Annotated in this window: 5 protein-coding genes; 2 read left to right on the forward strand and 3 right to left on the reverse strand. The window is 70.1% G+C overall.

The features are described 5' to 3' along the window. Positions 1-105 precede the first annotated feature (105 nt). Positions 106-1,020 (reverse strand): alpha/beta fold hydrolase, encoded by a 915-nt coding sequence (locus ABTZ89_RS36880; protein ID WP_270948791.1) that lies wholly within the window; start codon positions 1,018-1,020, stop codon positions 106-108. Continuing rightward, on the reverse strand, positions 1,017-1,916 hold the full coding sequence (locus ABTZ89_RS36885) for an AurF N-oxygenase family protein (protein WP_270948792.1): 900 nt from the start codon (positions 1,914-1,916) through the stop codon (positions 1,017-1,019). The genes ABTZ89_RS36880 and ABTZ89_RS36885 overlap by 4 nt, the downstream gene beginning before the upstream one ends. Positions 1,917-1,980: 64 nt before the next feature. On the opposite strand from ABTZ89_RS36885, the gene ABTZ89_RS36890 reads away from it, so the two are divergent. Both ABTZ89_RS36890 and ABTZ89_RS36895 read left to right on the forward strand, forming a co-directional pair. Further along, positions 1,981-2,736: a TetR/AcrR family transcriptional regulator gene (locus tag ABTZ89_RS36890; protein ID WP_351053714.1), complete on the forward strand. Its 756-nt coding sequence runs from the start codon at positions 1,981-1,983 to the stop codon at positions 2,734-2,736. Continuing rightward, positions 2,729-3,037, forward strand: a complete 309-nt coding sequence (locus ABTZ89_RS36895; RefSeq protein ID WP_270948794.1) for a DUF4873 domain-containing protein — start codon at positions 2,729-2,731, stop codon at positions 3,035-3,037. Before ABTZ89_RS36890 ends, ABTZ89_RS36895 begins: the two co-directional genes overlap by 8 nt. Positions 3,038-3,130: 93 nt before the next feature. Here the strand turns inward: ABTZ89_RS36895 and ABTZ89_RS36900 are convergent, their stop codons facing one another. After that, a complete protein-coding gene (locus tag ABTZ89_RS36900; protein WP_351053717.1) occupies positions 3,131-3,358 on the reverse strand; it encodes a DUF3107 domain-containing protein in 228 nt (75 codons plus the stop codon). Positions 3,359-3,623 lie beyond the last annotated feature (265 nt).

The raw sequence follows: 3,623 nt of genomic DNA on the forward strand, positions 1-3,623 counted from the left end.
CATCAGCGGGCGAGATGCGGAAGGCAGACCCCAGGCACGGTGGACCGCAGTTTCAATTGAAACTGTTATCAGTCGGGACTGAAACCACGGTCCACCGAGGTCGGATCAGCGGGCGGCTCGGGCGACGAGTTCGGCGATGCGGTCGGTGACCTCCGTCGTTCGCTCCAGCGGGAGCATGTGGCCCGCACCCGCGTAGATCAGCAGCTTCGCGTTCGGCAGCGCCTCGGCGATGCGGCGGGAGTGCGTGTGCGGCGTGAGCCGGTCGGCCAGGCCGGAGAGCACGACAGCCGGCTTGGACCGGAGCGCGGACAGCGCACCGAGCCGGTCGTGATCGGCCAGGGCCGCGCGGAAGGACGCCATGTTCGACGGGTTGCAGGCGGCGACCCAGTCCGCGGTGGTCGCCACGTCCCTGGCCTCCGGGCCGCGTCCGAACAGCAGCCAGCGCATGGCCGGCCGCATCCACGCCGACTTCGAGCTCAGCCGCTTCCCGCTGGCTCCCGCGAGCTGCTTGCGCACCAACCGCTCGCTGCGGTTGGCCAGCGCCGCGACCGGCGCGGGCAGGCCGAGGGTCGGCGCCACCAGGTCACCGCCCGAGGTCGCCACCAGCGCCACCCCGGCCACGCGCTGCTCGACCAGCTCCGGGTGCTGCTCGGCCAGCGCCATGATCGTCATGCCGCCCATCGAGTGCCCGGCCAGCACCACCGGCCCGGTCGGGACCCGGTCTTCGATCAGCTCCGCCAGGTCGTCCGCGCAGCGCCGGATGCTCGCGCCACCTCGCGGCGCCGCGTCGCTCTCGCCGTGGCCGCGCAGGTCGAAGCGCAGCACGCGCGCCTCGACCCCGGCCGCCTTCGGCAGGCCGGTCGCGACCCGGTCCCAGCTGTGCTTGGTCAGCGCCCAGCCGTGCACGAGCACGACGGTGACGGGCGCGTCGACCGGTCCTTCCTCGACGACACTCAGCCGGACGCCATCGCTGGTCTTGAACTCGTCAGCGGTCGTGGTCAGCAAGTTCGCTCCCGTCATCGGATCAGGTGGGCCTTCTTCCACCAGTACATTCCCGGCGTTCCGACCAGCCCCGCTTCCTGCAGGAACGCCATGATCTTCTCGCCGCCCCAGTGCAGGGTGTCCTGCCAGACCGGGTTGCTCCACGCCGCTTCCATGCCGTCGCGCGGCCGGATGCCGACCGCCTTGTAGACGTGCGGGTTGATCAGGCTGAAGCAGACGAAGTACGACACCATCGCGGTCATGAACTGGTGGTAGGCGCGTTCCGCGGCGTTGCACTCGGCCATCCGGCGCATCACCTCTTCGCGCGCGAAGGTCACGTGCCGCGCCTCCTCCAGCACGTGGATGCGGTTGATCATGCGCACCAGCGGCTGGACGTTCTCGTCGTTCATCTGGTCCCGCTGGTAGCGGTCCAGGATCTCCTCCGCGACCAGGATCGACGCGTACGCCGACGGGCCGCGCAGGGTCGCGGGCAGGATCCGGCCGCCGAGCTTCAGCAGCGGCAGCGGCCCGTAGGCCGGAGCCCCGATCCGGTCCACCGTCTTGGCGAACATCGTCGAGTGGCGGCACTCGTCGGCCACCTCGGTCAGCGCGTACTGGGCGTGGTTGGTGCGCGGGTCGGAGTTGTAGAACTCCTTGAGCAGCATCTGCATCAGCAGGACCTCGAACCACAGGCCGTTGGAGGCGATGCTGGCGAACTCGTGCTTGGTGAGCTCGATGCGCTGCTCGTCGCTGAGCCGGTCCCAGAGCTCGGTGCCGTAGAGCGAGCTGCGGTGCAGCGGGATGAACGGCTTGCCCTCGGCCAGCGGCGCATCCCAGTCGACGTCGACTTCGGGGTCGTAGCTGTTCCGCGCCGACGAGCTCAACAGCCTGCCGGCCGTCTTCTCCCGGTCGTTGACCTGCAAGGCCCTGCTCATCCCGTGATCACCCCTCAACCCGCGGCATTGCGTGTTACTTCGGGTAACAGTTACCTTGGGTAGCGTGAGCCACATCTCTCGACCTGTCAAGGCTGCTCCGAGCGACGGCGCCCGCGGCGACGCGCGGCGGGAACGCTGGCGCGAGCACCGCCAGGCGCGGCGCGCCGAGTTCGTCGAGGCGACGGTGCGGGCCATCGGCAAGCACGGGGCCGAGGTCGGCATGGACGACATCGCCGCCGAGGCCGGGGTCAGCAAACCGGTGCTCTACCGGCACTTCCACGACAAGAGCGACCTCTACGTCGCCGTCGGCGAGTGGGGCGCGGAGCTGCTGATGCAGCGCCTGCGACCGCTGTTCCACGAGACCGGCAGCCCCAACCAGCGGATCCGCCGCCTGCTCGACGCCTATCTCGGGACCATCGAGCAGTACCCGGACCTGTACCGGTTCGTCGTGCAGCGCACCTTCGCCGACCGGCCGGTGCGCAGCGACCCGGTCACGGCGGAGAAGACGGTGATCGCGAACTCGCTGTCCCGCCTGCTCGGCGAGTACCTGCGGCTGCTCGGCCTGGACTCCGGCGGCGTCGAGGTCTGGAGCCACGGCGCGGTCGGGATGGTGCAGGCCAGCGGTGACTGGTGGCTGGACCGGCAGTCGATGAGCCGCAGCGACCTCACCGACTACCTGGCGCAGATCATCTGGCACGCCATCGACGGCCTGCTGCGCTCGGCCGGCCTGGTGATCGACCCCGACGAACCGCTGGAGATCAACGAGCACGGCTTGCACGTGGTGGCCGATGCCGACGAGGAGGACGTCGACCATGGATGAGCACGACGAGGACGACTACCGCGGCCCGGCCACGGTGCGCACCGAGGACCGCGAGGTCGCGGTCGAGGTGGTGCTGCGCGGCCACTTCCAGCCGATCGACGGCCGTTTCCACTGGTACGGGCGGGTGGCCGCGCACGACGAGGTGGCCGAGTTCGCCGCCGGCCGCAAGACGGCGGTGCTGCTGAGCACCCCGCAGGGCGAAGCGCGGGGCACCCTCTCGGACCCGGATCCGTGGGGCCGCTTCCGGATAACCGGCACCGGCCGCCCGCCGTTCCCGATCCCGACCGACGTGGACGACTGAGCAGCGAAACGCGGAGGGCACCTCCCACCAGGTACTGGCGAGAGGTGCCCTCCACCTCGGTCTAGCGGCCGCGCGCGGCGGAACTCCCGACGATCAGCCGACGCCGAAGCCGACCCGCGGCAGCTCGGCCGGGCCGATCTCCACGTAGGCGACCTTCGTCGACGGGACGATGATGCGCCGCCCCTTCTCGTCGGTCAGCGCCAGCACGCCGTCAGCGTTCTTCAGCGCGTCGGCGACCAGCGACTCGACCTCTTCGGGGGACTGTCCGCTGGCGACCGTCAGCTCGCGCGGGCTGTCCACGACGCCGATCTTGACCTCCACGCCGAACCTCCGTTGGGCACTCGATTCCGATGGATGCGGCAAGGCTATCCCAGCCCGAGCCGACTCAGGGCAACGAAGCCCACCACGCCGCTATTCCCCCGACCGCAGCAACCCGACCGGGGCCAGCAGAACCACAGTTTCAATTGAAACTGCGGATCCCACCCACGGCGGATCGCAGTTTCAGTGCTGCCGGTGGACGAAGCGCTGCTGGTCGGGCTGGCCGGAATGGGCGGCTCGCCGGCCGGCATCCGCTGACCGACGTCGG

The sequence above is a fragment of the Saccharopolyspora sp. NPDC002686 genome, from assembly GCF_040295745.1.
In the GTDB taxonomy this organism is placed as follows: domain Bacteria; phylum Actinomycetota; class Actinomycetes; order Mycobacteriales; family Pseudonocardiaceae; genus Saccharopolyspora; species Saccharopolyspora oryzae.